18 protein-coding genes are annotated in these 16,651 nt (G+C 69.4%); all 18 read right to left on the bottom strand.

The features are described from left to right. Positions 1–87: 87 nt before the first annotated feature. Positions 88–435, bottom strand: a complete 348-nt coding sequence (locus tag FXO18_RS07480; RefSeq protein WP_149360451.1) for a histone-like nucleoid-structuring protein Lsr2 — start codon at positions 433–435, stop codon at positions 88–90. 107 nt (positions 436–542) lie between these two features. After that, positions 543–2,081, bottom strand: a complete 1,539-nt coding sequence (gene lysS, locus FXO18_RS07475; RefSeq protein ID WP_149360450.1) for a lysine--tRNA ligase — start codon at positions 2,079–2,081, stop codon at positions 543–545. A 91-nt stretch (positions 2,082–2,172) separates the two neighbouring features. After that, positions 2,173–3,012: a hypothetical protein gene (locus tag FXO18_RS07470; protein ID WP_149360449.1), complete on the bottom strand. Its 840-nt coding sequence runs from the start codon at positions 3,010–3,012 to the stop codon at positions 2,173–2,175. A 184-nt stretch (positions 3,013–3,196) separates the two neighbouring features. Continuing rightward, complete coding sequence (locus FXO18_RS07465; RefSeq protein ID WP_149360448.1) at positions 3,197–4,051, bottom strand: type III pantothenate kinase; 855 nt, start codon at positions 4,049–4,051, stop codon at positions 3,197–3,199. Between the two features lie 2 nt (positions 4,052–4,053). Further along, the gene (gene panD, locus FXO18_RS07460; protein WP_149360447.1) at positions 4,054–4,491 is read right to left on the bottom strand and encodes an aspartate 1-decarboxylase; all 438 of its coding nucleotides are present in this window, start codon (positions 4,489–4,491) and stop codon (positions 4,054–4,056) included. Positions 4,492–4,507: 16 nt separating this feature from the next. After that, complete coding sequence (gene panC / locus FXO18_RS07455) at positions 4,508–5,428, bottom strand: pantoate--beta-alanine ligase (protein WP_149360446.1); 921 nt, start codon at positions 5,426–5,428, stop codon at positions 4,508–4,510. Then, positions 5,425–6,336, bottom strand: coding sequence for a Rossmann-like and DUF2520 domain-containing protein (locus tag FXO18_RS07450; RefSeq protein WP_149360794.1), 912 nt, complete (start codon positions 6,334–6,336; stop codon positions 5,425–5,427). The genes panC and FXO18_RS07450 overlap by 4 nt, the downstream gene beginning before the upstream one ends. Positions 6,337–6,458: 122 nt before the next feature. After that, positions 6,459–7,046 (bottom strand): DUF6779 domain-containing protein, encoded by a 588-nt coding sequence (locus tag FXO18_RS07445; protein WP_149360445.1) that lies wholly within the window; start codon positions 7,044–7,046, stop codon positions 6,459–6,461. A 72-nt stretch (positions 7,047–7,118) separates the two neighbouring features. Continuing rightward, positions 7,119–7,595, bottom strand: coding sequence for a DUF3180 domain-containing protein (locus FXO18_RS07440; RefSeq protein WP_149360444.1), 477 nt, complete (start codon positions 7,593–7,595; stop codon positions 7,119–7,121). Between the two features lie 4 nt (positions 7,596–7,599). Next, the gene (folK, locus tag FXO18_RS07435) at positions 7,600–8,103 is read right to left on the bottom strand and encodes a 2-amino-4-hydroxy-6-hydroxymethyldihydropteridine diphosphokinase (protein ID WP_149360443.1); all 504 of its coding nucleotides are present in this window, start codon (positions 8,101–8,103) and stop codon (positions 7,600–7,602) included. Next, positions 8,100–8,504 (bottom strand): dihydroneopterin aldolase, encoded by a 405-nt coding sequence (gene folB, locus FXO18_RS07430; protein WP_149360442.1) that lies wholly within the window; start codon positions 8,502–8,504, stop codon positions 8,100–8,102. The genes folK and folB overlap by 4 nt, the downstream gene beginning before the upstream one ends. Further along, a complete protein-coding gene (folP, locus tag FXO18_RS07425) occupies positions 8,501–9,400 on the bottom strand; it encodes a dihydropteroate synthase (RefSeq protein WP_235900523.1) in 900 nt (299 codons plus the stop codon). Before folP ends, folB begins: the two co-directional genes overlap by 4 nt. Continuing rightward, on the bottom strand, positions 9,397–10,005 hold the full coding sequence (gene folE, locus FXO18_RS07420; protein WP_149360441.1) for a GTP cyclohydrolase I FolE: 609 nt from the start codon (positions 10,003–10,005) through the stop codon (positions 9,397–9,399). The genes folP and folE overlap by 4 nt, the downstream gene beginning before the upstream one ends. Continuing rightward, a complete protein-coding gene (ftsH, locus tag FXO18_RS07415) occupies positions 9,992–12,187 on the bottom strand; it encodes an ATP-dependent zinc metalloprotease FtsH (protein ID WP_149360440.1) in 2,196 nt (731 codons plus the stop codon). Before ftsH ends, folE begins: the two co-directional genes overlap by 14 nt. Before the next feature lie 215 nt (positions 12,188–12,402). After that, positions 12,403–12,963 carry a hypoxanthine phosphoribosyltransferase gene (gene hpt / locus FXO18_RS07410; RefSeq protein ID WP_235900521.1) on the bottom strand — a complete coding sequence of 187 codons (561 nt, stop codon included), beginning with the start codon at positions 12,961–12,963 and terminating at the stop codon, positions 12,403–12,405. Positions 12,964–12,965: 2 nt separating this feature from the next. After that, the gene (tilS, locus tag FXO18_RS07405; protein WP_149360438.1) at positions 12,966–14,045 is read right to left on the bottom strand and encodes a tRNA lysidine(34) synthetase TilS; all 1,080 of its coding nucleotides are present in this window, start codon (positions 14,043–14,045) and stop codon (positions 12,966–12,968) included. Beyond that, the gene (locus tag FXO18_RS07400) at positions 14,021–15,097 is read right to left on the bottom strand and encodes a zinc-dependent metalloprotease (protein WP_149360437.1); all 1,077 of its coding nucleotides are present in this window, start codon (positions 15,095–15,097) and stop codon (positions 14,021–14,023) included. Before FXO18_RS07400 ends, tilS begins: the two co-directional genes overlap by 25 nt. After that, a complete protein-coding gene (gene dacB / locus FXO18_RS07395) occupies positions 15,098–16,639 on the bottom strand; it encodes a D-alanyl-D-alanine carboxypeptidase/D-alanyl-D-alanine endopeptidase (RefSeq protein WP_149360436.1) in 1,542 nt (513 codons plus the stop codon). It abuts the gene before it with no gap. Between the last annotated feature and the right edge of the window lie 12 nt (positions 16,640–16,651).

Raw genomic sequence — 16,651 nt, 5'->3', positions numbered from 1 at the left:
GGCGGCGCGAGCCACCGCGGTGATCCGCAGTGGCTCGCGCCGAGGTCAAGAATATTCACCAGGAATCGTGGGACCGGCCCACGCCCCTCAGTTCGCCTTGTTGTATGCCTCTGTCACTTCTGCGGAAATGCGACCGCGGGCGGAGACCTTGTATCCGTTCTTGCGCGCCCATTCGCGGATCGCGGCGCTCTGCTCGCGGTCCAGCGAGGCGCGCCCCTTCGACGCTCCGGCACCAGCGGCACGGCGGGTCTTGCGGCCTGCGACGCGGCGGGAATGCGCGACCCACTTTTCCATCTGCTCGCGCAGTTTGGCGGCGTTATCCGACGAGAGATCGATCTCGTAGGTCACGCCATCGAGCCCGAACTCAACGGTCTCGTCGGCCGGTGCTTCCTGATCGAGATCGTCGATCAGGGTGACGGTCACTTTCTGCGCCATTGCTATTAGCCTCTCTCATCAGCTGCACGCTCCATGCCCTGCGAACCATGAGGCCCGGGGCTCCTGAGCAAAACAATAAGCATGCTCATGGCCGATGATAGAACTAATTAGCTGTTTTTTCCAAGCGGACGCACAATCGGGAAGAGGATGGTTTCACGGATTCCCAGTCCGGTGAGCGCCATAAGCAGGCGATCGATTCCCATCCCGGTGCCTGTCGTTGGTGGCATGCCGTGCTCCATCGCGGCAAGGAAATCCTCGTCGAGCACCATGGCCTCGTCGTCCCCGGCAGCAGCAAGTCGTGCCTGGTCAACAAATCGCTCGCGCTGGATAACCGGGTCGACGAGCTCCGAGTAGCCAGTAGCAAGCTCGAATCCCCGCACGTAGAGGTCCCACTTCTCGGTCACCCCCGGCTTCGTCCGGTGCTGGCGCGTCAAGGGTGAGGTCTCCACCGGGAAGTCGCGCACGAAGGTCGGGGCGTGGAGATGATCACCGATGAGATGCTCCCACATTTCCTCCACTAGCTTGCCGTGCCCATATCCCTTGTCCGGCGGGACCTCGAACCCGATACGCTGCGCGATGGCGAGCAACTCATCGACACTGGTGTCGGGCGTCACGTCCTCGCCGAGGATTTCGGATAGCGAAGGATACATTTCCATCACTGCCCACTCGCCATCGATATCGTAGGTCGATCCGTCGGCGAGGATGATCTGACGCGTACCAAATGCCGCGTCCGCGACTTCCTGGATGACCTCACGTATCATCCGCGCTGAATCATCGTAGGTTCCGTACGCCTCATAGGTCTCGAGCATCGCGAACTCGGGCGAATGCGACGAGTCCGCGCCCTCGTTGCGGAAGTTCCTGTTGATCTCGAAAACGTTGTCGATGCCGCCGACCACGCAGCGCTTCAGAAACAGCTCGGGAGCAATCCGGAGGTACAAGTCCATATCGAGAGCGTTCGAATGCGTCACAAATGGCCGCGCCGCGGCACCGCCGTGCAATGTCTGCAGCATCGGCGTCTCGACCTCGAGGAAGCCCCGGCGCTCGAGCGCGTTGCGCAGCTCGCGCACGACGGCCACCCGCTTGCGCGCCATCTCCCGCGCCTCCGGGCGCACGATGAGATCCACGTAGCGCTGCCGCATCCGTGATTCCTCGTTCAATTCCTTGAACGTCACGGGCAGCGGGCGCAACGCCTTCGACGCCATGCGCCACCCGCTGGCCATCACGCTCAGCTCGCCGCGGCGGGAACTGATGACCTCACCGGTCACCTGGACGATATCGCCGAGGTCCACGTCCGACTTCCACTGCCCCAGCGCGTCCGCACCGATCTCGGCGAGGCTGAGCATCGCCTGCAACTGGGTGCCATCGCCTTCCTGGAGGACGCCGAAGCACAGCTTGCCGGTGTTGCGGATGAACATCACCCGGCCCACGACGCTGACGATCTCGCCGGTGGACTCGCCCGCAGCGAGATCACCATGCTTCTCGCGCACCTCGCGCAGGGCATGCGTGCGCTCCACCACGACCGGATAGGCCTCTCCACCGGACTCGATGAGCCGGTCGCGCTTCTCGCGGCGAACGCGGAGCTGCTCGAACTCGTCGCTCGCCGCACTGGCCGCTGCGCTCGTCGTGGACTGGGAAGGATCGGTCACTGGACTCACCGTCGCCTGGTTGTCGGAATCTCGGGCAGCACTCACGACTGACCAGAATAGTGGCTCGGCGCCCAACGTCCCGCATCGCGGATCAGTGCGCGGCCATCACCGCGGCATCGCGATGGTGCGCCACGCCGCCGAGGATAGCGCGCAGCGGCTCCCCGGGACCGTGCTCGGCGAGACCAGCGAACCCGTCGACGAGCACGCGGGCCCGCGTGATGCCGCGGCGCCGGAGCTCCGAAGCGATCGGCTGGGCCGCCGTGCCGTCCGAGCTGGCGATGATCCATTCGATGTCGGTGCTCGTTGCCTCGCGGAACCGGACCGCGCTGCGGGGATCCACGCGATGGGCCACCTTGTCCGCATCGATGGCGATCGCCCCGAGCAGCGGCCCCTGCTCGATGCGTTCCTGCTGGGTACGGATATCGACGACGCGCGCTCCCCGCGCGACCGCGGCCTGCAGATCACCGGGGAAAACGGCCGTCGCCGCGAGATCATCGAGAGGGGCCCGTCGGCGCGCCACCGCATGGACAGTAACGACGGGGCCATCGGAGGCGGGCCTGGTGCCGCGCATGGTCCCGCTGGTGAAGGACGCTTGCTCGCCGCTGCCCACCCGGCGCGTGATCCGGCCCTCGCCGTTCCACCGCTCGATATCGAGCTCTCCGTCGAGGACGGTGATCGCCGCGGCGCTCAGTGCCGTGGGCCGGTCCCATCGGGTACTGGGCTCCTGCTCGACGAGCCACGCCTCGAGGTGGTCATCGCGGTCCAGCAGCCAGCGCTGGCGGCCCGGCACGACCTCGTGCGCGAGGAACCGGGCAGAGCCATCGAGAACCCGCGCGGCATGCTCATCGGCAGCAGCGAGCAGGACCGGCGCGGTAGGCGCGGTCGCGAGCGCCTCTGGGGCAGCAGGAATGGAAGTGGGGGTGGCGATCATGGGGGAACTCCAGGGGAATGTCGGCAGAACGGTGCGGCGGGCTCAGAGGGCGCGACAGTTCCGCGGACAGCAAGCATCGACGCGCCGGGAGCGGCACGCGGCATGCTGGGAGTTCCACATGCCTCTCAGTGTTGCACAGGCACTGCGGGATCGGTAGCCGATAAGGTCACGGATCACACTGCGCTCAGCGCGCGGCCCGCTGGGCATGCACAGCGGCGGCACGCGGGTTGTGGGCGACCGCGGGACGATGCGATCGACGCTGGGCCGCCATGTTGCGCTCGAACACCAGGCGCAGGCCTGTCAGCGTCAGCTCGGGCTCGTGGCGCAGCACGGTCTCGCACTCGTCGAGGACGAGGGTGGCCAGGCCGCCCGTGGCGATCACGGTCGCGTCCGGCAGCCCTGCCTCTCGCTGCACGCGCCGCACCAGGCCGTCCACCTGCCCCGCGAAGCCATACACGACACCGGACTGCAAGCACTCGACGGTGTTCTTGCCGATGACCGACCGTGGCCGCACCATCTCGACCTTGCGCAGCGCCGCGGCCTGGCTGGCGAGGGCATCCACCGAGATCTCGATCCCGGGAGCGATCGCGCCACCGAGGAGCTCCCCGCTGGCCGAGACGACATCGACGCTCGTGGACGTGCCGAAATCCACGACGATGCACGCATTGCGGCAGTAATGGTAGGCGGCGAGCGCATTGACCACCCGATCCGCGCCCACTTCCTTCGGATTGTCGACGAGCAGCGGTACACCGGTCTTCACGCCCGGCTCGACGAGCACGTGCGGCACGCTAGGCCAGTACCGGTCCAGCATGATGCGTAGCTGGCGTAGCAGCGACGGGACCGTGGAGAGGCCCGAGACCCCGGTGACGCTCGCCGCGAGCGGCCCGAGCAGGCCGCGCACCATGAGCGCGAGCTCATCGGCAGTGGTTCGTGGGTCCGTGCGCACGCGCCAGTCAGCGACCAGGCGCGCTTCCTCGCCAACGCCCTCGAACAAGCCGAGAACGATGTTGGTGTTCCCGACATCCACAGCGAGCAGCATGGTCAGGCAGCGTTCGGCGCGGTGTGCTGCTCGGGCGAGCGGGGCGACTTCAGGCCCGAGCCCTCGGGCGCGTGGGCCGGGTCCGCGCCCAGCTCGATCTGCGCGTTCTGCTCGTCGACGAAGACGATGCGCGGCTCGTAGGCCCGCGCCTCGGCATCCTCCATGACGCCATAGGAGATGAGGATCACCAGGTCACCGGGATGGACGAGGTGCGCGGCGGCGCCGTTGATGCCGATCACGCCGGATCCCCGCTCGCCCGAGATCACATACGTCTCGAGGCGGGCGCCGTTGTTGATGTCGACGATGGTGACCTTCTCGCCCTCGATGAGGTCGGCGGCGTCGAGCAGGTCCGCGTCAACGGTGACCGAGCCCACGTAGTGCAGGTCGGCCTGGGTGACGGTAGCGCGGTGGATCTTGGACTTCAGCATGGTGCGGAACATGACGGGGGTTCTCCGTTCAGTGGTGGGCGGATTGCGGCCGGGGCGAGCCCGTCCGTTGACCCGGTGCCACGACCAGGCCTACGTTGTCGATCAATCGGGTCTCCCCGACCTGGGCGGCGATGAGCAATCGTGCCTCCCCGCCCTCCGGCTCCAGCGGCCCGAGGTCCGGGCCGCGCAGCTCCAGGTAGTCGAGCGTGATGGACGGTGCATGAGCAAGCACCGCGTGCGCGGCAGCGAGCACCGCCTCCGGCCCCTGGTCGCCCGCGTGGGCGCCAGCGACCAGCGCGGCGGAGAGCACAGTGGCGTCGCGGCGCTGCTCCTCCGTCAGGTAGCGATTGCGCGAGCTCATGGCCAGGCCATCGGCTTCCCGGACCGTGGGAACGCCCACGATGCGTGTGGCGAGATCGAGGTCGGCGACCATCTGCCGGATCAGTGCGAGCTGCTGGTAGTCCTTCTCCCCGAAGAACGCGGCGTTCGGGCGGGTGATCAGCAGGAGCTTCGCCACCACCGTCAGCATTCCGGCGAAGTGCCCCGGGCGGCTCGCGCCCTCGAGCTCATCCCCGATCGATCCGGGATGGACCATGGTGCGACGCCCCTGCGGATACATCTCCCGCGCGGACGGGGCGAAGACGACCTCCACGCCGGCCTCGCGCAGCAGTTCCACATCAGCGTCGAGGGTGCGCGGGTACTTGTCGAGGTCCTCGCCCTCCCCGAACTGCAGCGGATTGACGAAGATCGAGACGATCACCACGCTGTTGGGCGTGCGGCGGGCCAGCTTCACCAGCTCGATATGGCCCGCGTGCAGCGCCCCCATCGTTGGCACGAGCACGACCTGCCGGCCCGTGCGGCGCAATGCCGAGGAGATCCGTGCGACCGTGGCGGGATCCTGATGGACCCGCAGCTCGCCCGGCGCGAACAATGCGGTGTTGCCGCTCATCGGCCCTGCCTTCCGTCGAGGACGTCGAACATCGGCATGCTCGCGCCGGATTGCTGTGCGGTGCGTCGCGCGAGCGCGCGGTAACCGTTCGCGATCTCCGGGTCCACCGCGCCCAGGGCATCGAGGTGCCGGGCAACCGTGGCCGAGTCGTCACGGGCCACCGGCCCGGTCAGCGCGGACTGCCCGCGGCGCAGCACGTTGTCCAGCGCGGCGGAGAGCAACGGGGCGACCATGCGCTGCGCCGTCGCCCGGCGCTCCGGCCCGGGCACGTCGTCGAGAGCAGCCTCGAGGGCAGCCACCGCGTCAACAACAAGGGTGACCAGGTGGTTCGCTCCGTGGGCGAGCGCAGCGTGGTACAGGGAGCGAGCATTCTCGGGAACAGCAACGGGCTCCGCGCCGATCTCCAGGACCAGTGCCTGCGCGACAGCGGAACCGGTCGCATCGGCAGCGGTGACCCCGAAGCAGGCGCTGCGCAGCCGGACGGTGTCCTCGGCCGTGCCCAGGAATGTCATGGCCGGGTGCAGGGCCAGGGCCAGCGCGCCCGAGTCGGCGAGCGGCGCGAGCACGGATATCCCGTAGGTGCCGGAGGTGTGGGCGACGATCGTTCCCGGCCGTACCGCGCCACACGCAGCGAGGCCGCGGACCAGGCCGGGCAGCTCGGTATCGGGAACAGCAAGGACTAGCAGCTCGGATCGCTCTGCCACCTCGGGCGGCGGCAGGATGGCAGCTTCGGGCAGCCTCGTGGTCGCGCGGCCGACCGATGCATCGGAGACCGCGGAGCAGGCCACGACGGGATGGCCGGCGGCCCCGAGGGCCTCGCCGAGCGCGGTACCGACCCGGCCAGCGGAAATGACCCCGACCGCCAAGCGCGCAGGCATGGGGTCGCGAGTGAGCTCGTGTGAGGTCACCATTGTCCTCTCGTTCGTTCCAGTCCTGCCCTGCAGGTACCAGACGTGTGAAACAAGGATAGGCGCGCCGACCTCGCCTTCTGAAGGCCTAGAGCGGGTGAGGTTTGTCACCCAGGACCAGGCTACTCGGCCCGCGTGCCCGCCCGATCCGCCGGAATATCATCCTCGAGCTCGGCATCGATGACTTCCTCTGGCTCGCCAGCGCCGGTGAGCGCGGCACCCGCGGCGGGGCCGATCTCGCGGACCTCGAGCTGCTCCACCGTGCTGCGGGTCGCCAGGGCATACTCCACGTTCCCGCGCATCGAGGCCAGCTCATGGCGCAGCGCCGCGAGCTGCTCAGCGGTCTCGGTCCGCGAGCGGGCGTCGAGCTCCCGGCGCAGCCTCGCCTCGACGGTCAGCTCGTGGCGGCGGCGGCTGGTGATCTCCCGCGAGAGCTGCATCTCGTACACCAGTCGCATATCGCGGATGCGCGCCCGCTCTGCCTCTGCCTCCTTGCGATGCTTGACCACCGCCACCACTCCGACGATGGCCGCCCACAGAGCTATGACGAAGCCGATCCGCAATGCTTCCACGCTGTTGCCGAGCATCAGGAACACGCTCGCCGCCGCCGCGAGCACCACTACCAGGACGAGCAGCGTGCTTCCGCGCCGACGGTGCCTCGCGCGACGAGCACGGGGCGAATCCTGCTGGGGTCCTCGATGTTCCGGCATGCCCCAGAAAATACCGCCGCCACTGCCCGGGCCGCGTCAACCGGCCCGGCGAGCCTCCCGAACGCGGGCCGGCTAGCGCGGGTCCTGGCTATCGTCGTCCTCGGGATCGTCGGGCGCGCGGCACGATCTCTCGAGCCACAGCGCTGCCGCGGCGAGCAGCAGCCCGCCGAGCAGGCCGACGATGGTGGCGGGAAAGTCCTCGGTCGCCGCCCGGATCGTGCCGACATCCGGGAGCAGCACGAGAAGCAGGCCTGCCCAGGCTCCCGCGAAGGCCGTACCGATCAACGACGATGCCTTGGCGAGCGCCACGATCCGCGCGATGGTGATGGGTTGCCACTGCGACGGCCCGAGCCCCACCCGGTGCTCCTTGATGCTGCGGGCCACCCCGATGGCCAGCGCTGCCTCGAGCATCGCGACCGGGTACAGGGAGCCTCCGATGTACCAGCGCAGCGGCGGCAGCGCGGCGGGGAATCCCCTGGCCAGCAGCCAGGCCGCGATGAGCGCCGTGACAGCAAGCGCGGCAAGGTCCACGATCCGGGTCGCGCGCATGGGATCACCAGCCCCTGGGCGGCGCGAGCGGCCGCACGGCCTCGACCTCGTCGGCTGGCAAGCGATCCAGGTGCTCGGCGACCGGGACTCCGCTCAGGGCCGCTCCCGGTTCCACCTCCGCCCACGGCACGAGCACGAAGGCCCGCTCATGGGCGCGCGGGTGCGGCAGCGTCAGGCGTGGATCGCTGCTACGCATCTCGCCGAGCGCATCGTGGCAGGCGATGATGTCGACATCGAGGGTGCGCGGGCCCCACCGGATGGCGCGCACCCGATCGGCGGCCTGCTCGCACTGCTGGGCCAGCGCCAGCCAATCATCGGGGGTCCAGTCGCTGTCCTCGGCGAGGAGGATCGCGTTGTGGAACGGTTCCTGCTCCACACCGCCCCAGGGAGGCGTCTCGTATATGCGCGACCGGGCCACGAGCCGCGCGCCGAGGGCATCGATGACGCTCTCGAGGTGGGCCCGCCGGTCCCCGATGTTCGAGCCGATGGAAAGGACCGCGAACGTCATCGCGCGCCCCGCCCGGCCTGCTCCTGCCCGGCCTGCTCGCGGTGGCGCACGACGGTGACCGAGACGTCCGCGAACTCGTGCGGGATCGGGGCGGACGGCTTGTGCACGGTGACCTCGGCCCGGTGGATCCGCTCATCATCGAAGATCGCATCGGCGATGCGGGTAGCGACGGTCTCGATCAGGTCGCACGGCTCGCCGCTGATGATGCCGGCCGCCGTGTGGGCGAGCGCGCCATAGTCGAGGGTGTCGGCGAGGTCATCGGTGCGCCCGGCGGTGGTGTGGTCCACGGCGAGCAGGATGTCGACGATGAACTCCTGGCCATCGCGCCGCTCGTGCTCAAACACCCCGTGGTGGCCGCGCGCCCGCAGGCCCCGCAAGTGGATGAGGTCGCTGCTGCTCATCGCGGCACCGCTCCCCCGGCACCGTCCCAGGCCTGCGCGACCGCGAGCGCGTCGAGCGTGGACCGGGCGTCGTGCACCCGCACTCCCCAGGCTCCGCGCGCCGCGGAGAGGGCAGAGACGGCGGCCGTGGCGGTATCCCGCTGATCGACCGGTCGGGGATCGCCGTCCGGACCGGCGAGGAGCGACCCGAGGAAGCGCTTGCGGGATGCACCCACCAGTACGGGGAAGCCGAGGCCGGCGAGGTGCGGCAGGGCCCGCAGCAGCGCCCAGTTATCGGCGGCGGACTTGGCGAACCCGAGACCGGGATCAACGAGGATGGCATCGGGCGAGACCCCGGCGCGGACTGCCGCATCGACCTGGCTGAGCAATTCCGCGCTGACCTCGGAGACGATGTCGCGGTATTGCTCGCGCCCGCTGTCGGCCCGGTGCACGTAGTCGCCGTTGGAGCGCCAGTGCATGAGGATCCACGGCACCTTGGCCTCCGCGACGACGCAAGCCATGCGGGGGTCGGCCTGCCCGCCGGAGACGTCGTTGACGATGGTCGCGCCCGCTTCGATGGCGGCGCTGGCGACATCGGCGCGCATCGTGTCGATGCTGCACGGGATGCCCTCCGCGGCGAGAGCCTCGATGACGGGCACCACGCGGCGGGACTCGATGCCCGGCTCCACGCGGGTAGCGCCCGGCCGGGTCGATTCACCGCCGATGTCGACGACGTCCACGCCGAGAGCATGCAGCTCGCGGCCCCGTGCCACGGCACGATCGGTGCGCAGGTAGTCACCGCCATCGGAGAACGAATCAGTGGTGACGTTGACGATGCCCATCACCACGCAGCGCCCCGGTGCGGGCAGCAGGGGGTGGCGGGCAGGCATGCTGGCTCGTGGTCCTGTGCTGGTCATTTCCTGAGGATCAGGTCGAGTGCTTCGGAGCGCGATACAGGGCTGGTCTTGAGGATGCCACGCACCGCGGAGGTCGTGGTGGTGGCGCCCGGCTTGCGGATGCCCCGCATGGCCATGCAGAGATGCTCCGCCTCGATGACGACGATCGCCCCGCGAGGCTCGAGCTTGCGCATGAGCGCATCAGCGATCTGGCTGGTGAGCCGCTCCTGCACCTGCGGGCGCTTGGCGTAGAGGTCAACGACGCGGGCTAGCTTCGACAGCCCCGTGACGCGGCCGGTCGGGCCCGGGATGTAGCCGACGTGAGCGACACCGTGGAACGGCACGAGGTGATGCTCGCAGGTGGAGTACATCGGGATGTCCTTGACGAGAACAAGCTCCTCATGGCCCTCGTCGAAGGTCTTGTCGAGCACGCTATCGGGGTCGGTGTGCAGGCCCGCGAAGAGCTCGGCATAGGCCCGCGCGACGCGTGCGGGTGTCTCCGCCAGCCCATCACGGTCGGGGTCCTCCCCGACCGCTAGCAGGAGCTCACGTACCGCGGCCTCGGCCCTGGCCTGGTCGAAAAGACTTGGAACAGGAACGATGTCGGCGATGTCAGTCACGGTCATCCTTGGCAGGTGGGGTGTCTTGGGAGGGGTCGCGCGGGGGCCAGCCCGGTGCGGACCAATCGGATGGCTCGCCGTAGCTGCGCGGGGTGCCCTTCCTGCTCCGTCCGGGAGTGCTGCGCGGCGGAGCGCCGACGGGCGCGGGCGTCGCGCGCTCGCCATTCTGGTCGGCTGGAGCATGCGGACCAGGCTCGTCCTGCTCGGCCGGATCGGCCGCGCGCGCGTCCCTGGTGGTCGGCTCGGGTGGCGGCCACGGCTCCCCGCGTTCCTTCGCGAGCTCGCCGGGGGTCTTGATCGGAGGTCGCGTCGACGGGATGCGGTTGCCGAAGTCATTGAACTCGGTGATCCGCGGCCGCTTGGTCACTCCCGAGAGGATGCGCTCGAGATCCTTGCGGGTGAGCGTCTCCTTCTCGAGCAGCTCCGTGGCGAGATGGTCGAGCTCGTCGCGATACTCATCGAGGATCTGCCATGCCTCGGTGTGCGAGGCCTCGATGAGCCGGCGTACTTCCTCGTCGATGTCGCGGGCGATCTCGTGGGAGTAGTCCGGTGCCATGCCCATCGTCCGGCCCATGAACGGATCGCCGTGCTCCTGCCCGTAGCGCACCGCGCCGAGCCGGGGGCTCATGCCGTACTCGGTGACCATGGCCCGGGCGATCTTGGTGGCCTGCTCGATGTCGGAGGACGCACCGGTGGTGGGCTCCTGGAACACGAGCTCCTCGGCGGCGCGGCCGCCCATGGCGAAAACGAGCCGCGCGATCATCTCGGAGCGCGTCATCATGGACTTGTCGTCCTCGGGGACCGAGAGGGCGTGGCCACCGGTGCGGCCGCGGGCCAGGATCGTCACCTTGTACACGGGGGTGAGGTCGGGCATGGCCCAGCCGGCGAGGGTGTGGCCACTCTCGTGGTAGGCGGTGATCTTCTTCTCGAGCTCGCTGATGATGCGGCTCTTGCGGCGGGGCCCGCCGATGACACGGTCGACAGCTTCCTCGAGCGCCTCGTTGGTGATGAGGGTGCCTGCCTCGCGGGCGGTGAGCAGCGCGGCCTCGTTGATGACATTGGCGAGGTCAGCGCCGGACATGCCGACGGTGCGCTTGGCCAGGGAGTCGAGATCGACGTCGGGGGCGAGCGGCTTGCCCTGCGAGTGGACCCGCAGGATCGCGCGGCGACCAGCGAGGTCAGCGTTGCCCACCGGCACCTGGCGGTCGAAGCGGCCGGGGCGGAGCAGGGCGGGGTCGAGGATATCGGGACGGTTGGTCGCCGCGATCATGATGATGCCCTGGCGGGCACCGAAGCCGTCCATCTCGACGAGCAGCTGGTTGAGGGTCTGCTCGCGCTCGTCGTGGCCACCGCCCACGCCGGCGCCTCGCTGGCGGCCGACGGCATCGATCTCGTCGACGAAGATGATGCAGGGGGCGTTCTGCTTGGCCTGCTCGAACATGTCCCGTACTCGGGACGCGCCCACGCCGACGAACATCTCGACGAAGTCGGAGCCGGAGATGGTGAAGAACGGCACCCCGGCCTCGCCCGCCACGGCCCGGGCCAGCAGGGTCTTGCCGGTTCCGGGCGGACCGAACAGCAGGACGCCCTTGGGGATCTTCGCGCCGAGCGCCTGGTAGCGCGCGGGGTGCTGGAGGAAGTCCTTGAGCTCCTCGAGCTCCTCCACGGCCTCATCGGCGCCCGCGACGTCGGAGAACGTCGTCTTGGGCATGTCCTTGGATAGTTGCTTGGCCTTGGACTTGCCGAAGCCCATCATGCCGCCGCGCCCGCCGCCCTGCATGCGCATCATGATGAAGAGGAACAGGCCCAGCAGGATCAGCATGGGCAGCATGAACAGCAACAGCGAGGACAGCCAGCTCTCCTGGGTGACCTTGGTGTCGAAGCTGTCGAGGTCCGCCGCGCTGACCTGGTCATAGATCTGCTCGGCCGCGCCCGTCGGGTACTTGGCGATGATCTGGGTGCTGTCCTCGGACTCATCGATGGCCTCGCGCAGCGTCAGCCGTAGCTGCTGCTCGCGGTCATCGATCTGCGCGTCCACGACGTTGCCCGATTCGAGCTGGGAGACAGCCACGGAGGTCTCCACCTCGTGGTAGTCGCGGGTGTCGCTGCCGAAATAGGTGAACGCGTAGATCACCAGGAGGATCACGGAGATCAGGGCGAGGTTTCTGAAGACTGTCTTACGGTTCATACAGATTTAGCCGGGTGGCCTATCCTTCCAGTGCACGGACCGAAGCTCGCCGGGCAGCAAACACACCTGGCGGTGAGATTCCAGGCTACCGCCCGTTCACGACAAGGGGTAACTGCTTGCCGATCCAGGGGCGGGCACCGGGCTTCGCGCGCGGCTGGAAACCTTGCCATCGCGGGCATTTGGCCCGGCAGCGACCACGCTAAGCCTGCAGCGAACTAGCAATAGACCTTCGGCTCGAGCAGCCCGATGTAAGGCAGGTCACGGTATCGCTCGTCATAGTCGAGGCCATAGCCGACCACGAACTCGTTCGGGATGTCGAAGCCGACGTGCGCCACATCGACCTGCCTGCTGATCGCCTCGGGCTTGCGCAGCAGGGTGCAGATCTCCAGCGAGCGCGGATTGCGTGCCTCGAGGTTGCGCACCAGCCAGGACAGCGTCAGCCCGGAATCGATGATGTCCTCGACGATCAGGACGTCCCGGTCCGCGATATCGCGGTCGAGGTCCTTGAGGATGCGCACCACTCCCGACGAGGACGTTGACGATCCGTACGAGCTGACCGCCATGAACTCCATCTGCGTCGGGATGGGCAGCGCCCGGGCGAGGTCCGTCATGAACATCATCGCGCCCTTGAGCACGCCCACGAGGAGCAGGTCCTCCTCGGGGTCCTTGCCCGGCTCGGTCTGGTACCGCTCGGCGAGCTCGGCGGCCAGTTCAGTGGTGCGGGCCCGGATCCGGTCCTCGCTGATGACCACGGACGCGATATCGCCGTCATACACGACTAGGTACCCCTCTCCTCGCGCCGATGCCCGGTACTGCATGCGGCATGGGCGGGCACCCTCTCGTGGATGCCCAGTGCCAGCGTGCCATGCCTGCGCTCCACTACCAACCGCGCCCCCTCCCTCGCCTCGCCCGCGGGCCACGGCACCGCCACCGCGCCCTGCCCGCGCCACCGCGTGACAAGCCCATCGATCGCGTCGAGGTGCGCGCTAGCGATCGCGCCCGCGCCCTCGTCCTGGAGCCAGCCGCGCACCACCCGCGAGCGCACCGCCACGGGCAGTCCCTGCAGGTTCTCCACGAGCAGCACAGCCCCGTGCTGCGCGCCCATGCGGGCCACGGTGGCCATCTCGTCGAGCGCGTCGTTGTCCTCCCGCAGCAGCCGCGCGGTGCGGGCCAGGGATTCCGCGGCACCGCCGCCGAGGATCGATTCGAGCAGTGGCAGCGCTTCGCGGCGCAGCCGCACCCGTGTATAGCGCTCGTCGGCATTGTGCGGATCCTGGAACGGCTCGATGCCCAGGTCGGCGCACGCCGCCTCGGTGGTGGCCCGGCGGACGCCTAGCAGCGGGCGGCCCCACGGCGGGGCGAGCGGACGCATCCCCGATATCGACCGGGCGCCGCTACCGCGGGCGAGGCCGAGCAGAACGGTCTCGGCCTGGTCATCAAGCGTGTGACCGAGCAGCACGGTCGCTCCGGCGCGGGCGTCGTCGAGCGCCTCGTACCGAGCGCGGCGGGCCGCCGCCTCCATGCCACCCGGACCCGCGACCGTGACCGTGGCGATGGTGGCGCTGCCGCATCCGAGCCAGGTCGCCGTTCGCATGGCGGCCTCCGCGAAGCACCGCGATCCGTCCTGGAGCTGATGGTCGACGGTGATCGCGGCGACGGGGCCAGGGGCCTCGGCCACCACTGCCGCGCACAGCGCCGTCGAGTCCGCTCCCCCGGAGATCGCCACAGCGATCGGGCCGCCATCGTGGTGCTGGGCCATCCAGGAGCGGACCGCGAGGCGCACCGAATGCAGCGCTGGCGTTGCTCCCTGCTGGAGTGATTCCTGGTGGGCTGCTACTTGAGGACGCGGGTTATCCATGTCTCCGGCTCACGTATCTCGCTGGGCCTCGGCAACGTTTCGGGCGAGGTCCAGATGGTGTTGAAGCTGTCCATGCCGACCTGCTGGACGATCGTATCGACGAATTTCTTCCCCTGGGCGTACTGCGCCATCTTGGCGTCCATCCCGAGCAATGTCCGCATGATCCACTGGAGGAGGCCGCGGCGCTCATGCCGTCGCTCGTCGAACACCGCACGAATATGCTCCACGGTGGGCACGACGCGCGGCCCCGCGGCATCCATGACGTGCTCGGCGTGCCCCTCGAGGACCGTGCCAAGCATGATGAGGCCGATCATGGCCTCGCGCTGCGCGGGCGGCTGCGACTCGAGGACGAGCCCGAGGATGCCAGTGCCGAGCAGCGGATCGCGTTCCTCGGAGCCATCGCGCGAACGGAGGGCAGCAACGAGGCGCTGCCCGACCTCGAGGAGCGGCTCGCCGTCAGCCGGGGAGGCGGTATCGATGAGCGCACGCATGTGCCCCGCTAGCCAGGGGCTGGCCGAGAACTGCACCCGGTGAGTGACCTCGTGCAGGCATACCCACGTGCGGAAGTCGCGGGAGCGGACACGCGTGGCGCGCTCGGTATGGATGACATTTGGCGCCACCAGCAGCAATTGCCCGCCCTGCCCCGCGAAGGGGTCGTACTGGCCGATGATCGCATTGGACAGGATGCCCAGCACAACGCCTGCCTGCAGCCCCGACGCGCGACCGGCGAGCAGGCCGCGCGGGCGCTCCTCGACAGAGCCGCCCAGCAGGCCCGCGAGCGATGCGGCCGCCGCGCGCGACCAGCCCGGGCGGTCAACGATGTGCGCTGCGGGCACCGGATGGCCATCCGCTAGGCGCGTGACCTCCCGCACCGGCTCCTCCGCGCTCGCGGCCAGCTCGACGAGCTCGCTGCGCGCCTGCTCGCGCGTATAGCCCGACATCAACGGCTCCGCGCGGGCCAGCTTGCTCGCCACGCGCACGGCGAGCTTCCAGTCGACGGATGCGCCGCCGCGATCGTCCGTCGGTGATGCTGGCTCGCTGGGGCGGTCCACCTAGTTGCCTCCGTCGTCCGGTGTCGCGGTGCTCTCGGTGCCGACGATATCGCGCAATCGCGCGGCCGCGGCGTCGAGCACCGGCCTGGCCTCGAACGCGTTGCTTCCCGTGGAGATGAACGCGAAAGTGACGATTCGCCCATTGGTGGTCGCAGCATAACCGACGAGCGCGCTGACACCATCGAGCGTCCCGGTCTTCGCGCGGATCCACCCCGCCCCGTCGGAACCAGCTGCTCCGGAGAAGCGCTCGGCGAGGGTGCCGCTGCCGGACGCTACGGGCAGCAGATCGAGCAGGGGCCGGAGCCGAACGGTACGCAGCGCGGCAGCCGAGTCGGTCTCTCGGGCCTCGCCGCTGGCCGGGCCCACCGTGCCGACCGCGGCCGACAGCACCGAATCGAGCAGCGCGACGGTGATGCGGTTGCTCGTGGAGAGGCCACTGGCATCCTCGAGATCGAGCCCCTCGGTGATGAAGCCATTGCGGGCCAGCACCGTGCGGATCGCACGGGCCACGCCGCGGAACGACGGTGGCTCGCCCTCCGCGATGGCGATCTCTCGCCCGACCGCCTCGGCGAGCACGTTGTCGGACTCGTGGACGAGCTGCCTGAGCCGTGTCAGCAGCGGAGCGGACCCCACCTCCGCGAGGACGCGGCCGACAGCTGCCGGATCGTCGGCATCGGCCACCGAGACCGCTTCCGAGGGCAGGCCCAGCCGCTCGGCGAGCTGCTGCCCGGCCGCCAGGGCCGGCTCGGCGTGACGGGGCGACTCGGGCTCGGCGGCAATGATGCGCCCGCCGTCGAGCATGACCGGCTCCATCGGCGTGATGTAGCCCTCGACGATGCTCGCGTCCTCCCAGCCCCGCGCCATGGCGGGACCCGTGAAGGAGCTGGTATCCACCACGATGCTGCTGGGCTCGGCGCCCGCTGCCTCGAGCTGCGCGACCAGATCGTCGAGCCGGGCCGCGCCCTCGTAGTAGGTAGCCGTGCCGACGGGGCTCGAGGCAAGAGTGACGTCGCCCTCGCTGGCGAGGATGATCTCGCCCGGGCTGCTGCCCGCGAGCACACGGGTGCTGATGCGTTGATCGGCGGGCAGCGCGAGCAGCGCCGCGGCCGCGGTGAGGATCTTCGTCGCCGAGGCGGGGGTGCGGGGGGTCGCGGGATCGCGGGCCCACAGGACCGTCCGCGTGTAAGGGTCGCTGACATGCCCCGCGAGCGAGCCCAGCGCGGGATCCTCCGCGAGCTCGTCGAGGGCAGCCGCGGCGCGCGAGCCATCGAGCGGGGAATCATCCCACGGCACGGCGGGCGCCTCGATGGGCGGGACCACGGGCTCGGGGGCCGGGTCGACGGTGAAGCCACGGCTGGCCTGGTAGCCCTGGACGTAGCGGGCACCCACCGCGATGCTGGTGGCGCCGAGCACGGCGAGAACCACAACGATCGCGAGCACCATGAGGCGGCGCTGCGGCGAACCGCGACGGGCCGGGGCTGGATCGCCCGGCCCTGCCTCGTCCTCGGACGGGGCCCCGCTGGAGGCATCCGGGTCGTCCATCAATCCTCCTCC

Origin of the sequence: Lolliginicoccus suaedae (assembly GCF_008312885.1) — a bacterium.
Taxonomy (GTDB): domain Bacteria; phylum Actinomycetota; class Actinomycetes; order Mycobacteriales; family Mycobacteriaceae; genus Lolliginicoccus; species Lolliginicoccus suaedae.
Note: the sequence above shows the minus strand (reverse complement) of the source record. Positions and strands in the feature narration are given on the sequence as shown.

What these genes read in the sequence shown, in the direction of transcription:
- FXO18_RS07480 (WP_149360451.1), bottom strand. Translation starts at nt 435, where the DNA reads ATGGCGCAGAAAGTGACCGTCACCCTGATCGACGATCTCGATCAGGAA.
- FXO18_RS07470 (WP_149360449.1), bottom strand. Translation starts at nt 3,012, where the DNA reads ATGATCGCCACCCCCACTTCCATTCCTGCTGCCCCAGAGGCGCTCGCG.
- FXO18_RS07465 (WP_149360448.1), bottom strand. Translation starts at nt 4,051, where the DNA reads ATGCTGCTCGCTGTGGATGTCGGGAACACCAACATCGTTCTCGGCTTG.
- panD (WP_149360447.1), bottom strand. Translation starts at nt 4,491, where the DNA reads ATGTTCCGCACCATGCTGAAGTCCAAGATCCACCGCGCTACCGTCACC.
- panC (WP_149360446.1), bottom strand. Translation starts at nt 5,428, where the DNA reads ATGAGCGGCAACACCGCATTGTTCGCGCCGGGCGAGCTGCGGGTCCAT.
- FXO18_RS07445 (WP_149360445.1), bottom strand. Translation starts at nt 7,046, where the DNA reads ATGCCGGAACATCGAGGACCCCAGCAGGATTCGCCCCGTGCTCGTCGC.
- FXO18_RS07440 (WP_149360444.1), bottom strand. Translation starts at nt 7,595, where the DNA reads ATGCGCGCGACCCGGATCGTGGACCTTGCCGCGCTTGCTGTCACGGCG.
- folK (WP_149360443.1), bottom strand. Translation starts at nt 8,103, where the DNA reads ATGACGTTCGCGGTCCTTTCCATCGGCTCGAACATCGGGGACCGGCGG.
- folB (WP_149360442.1), bottom strand. Translation starts at nt 8,504, where the DNA reads ATGAGCAGCAGCGACCTCATCCACTTGCGGGGCCTGCGGGCGCGCGGC.
- folP (WP_235900523.1), bottom strand. Translation starts at nt 9,400, where the DNA reads ATGACCAGCACAGGACCACGAGCCAGCATGCCTGCCCGCCACCCCCTG.
- folE (WP_149360441.1), bottom strand. Translation starts at nt 10,005, where the DNA reads ATGACCGTGACTGACATCGCCGACATCGTTCCTGTTCCAAGTCTTTTC.
- ftsH (WP_149360440.1), bottom strand. Translation starts at nt 12,187, where the DNA reads ATGAACCGTAAGACAGTCTTCAGAAACCTCGCCCTGATCTCCGTGATC.
- tilS (WP_149360438.1), bottom strand. Translation starts at nt 14,045, where the DNA reads ATGGATAACCCGCGTCCTCAAGTAGCAGCCCACCAGGAATCACTCCAG.
- dacB (WP_149360436.1), bottom strand. Translation starts at nt 16,639, where the DNA reads ATGGACGACCCGGATGCCTCCAGCGGGGCCCCGTCCGAGGACGAGGCA.